The following is a 404-nucleotide window of genomic DNA, read 5'->3' as shown; positions in this document are numbered from 1 at the left end:
CTCTATCTGCAGCAGGTCTCGACCCCGCCGGCGAGCTTCCCGAGCGAGGACGACCTGCAGAAGGTCTATGACGCCAACCGCGCCTCGTTCCTGATGCCGCGGCAGTTCGAGCTGGCGCAGATCTTCGTGGCGGTGGCCAAGGACGCCGACAAGGCGGCCGAGGACAAGGCGAAGAAGGCGGTCGAGGAGCTGCAGCGCAAGCTGAAGGCGCCGGGCGCCGACTTTGCCGCGCTCGCCAACGAGACCAGCGAGGCCAAGAACGGCGAGAAGAACGGCGGCGAGCTCGGCTGGCTGGCGGAGACCCAGATCCGGCCGGAAATCCGCACCCAGGTCATGGCGCTCGCCAAGAATGCGATCGCCGAGCCGATCAAGCTCGACGACGGCTGGCACATCATCAAGCTCAC

General features: G+C 66.8%; 1 protein-coding gene. It reads left to right on the top strand.

Features of this window, described 5'->3' with window-relative positions; all coding sequences use genetic code 11:
• Nucleotides 1-404: peptidylprolyl isomerase (locus OZ411_RS43515; RefSeq protein ID WP_282532835.1), on the top strand; the 404-nt coding region annotated here is incomplete at both ends.

It is taken from the genome of Bradyrhizobium sp. Arg237L, assembly GCF_029990105.1.
Taxonomy (GTDB): domain Bacteria; phylum Pseudomonadota; class Alphaproteobacteria; order Rhizobiales; family Xanthobacteraceae; genus Bradyrhizobium.
The sequence above is the reverse complement of the archived record's forward strand: the minus strand, read 5'-3'. Positions and strand labels throughout refer to the sequence as shown.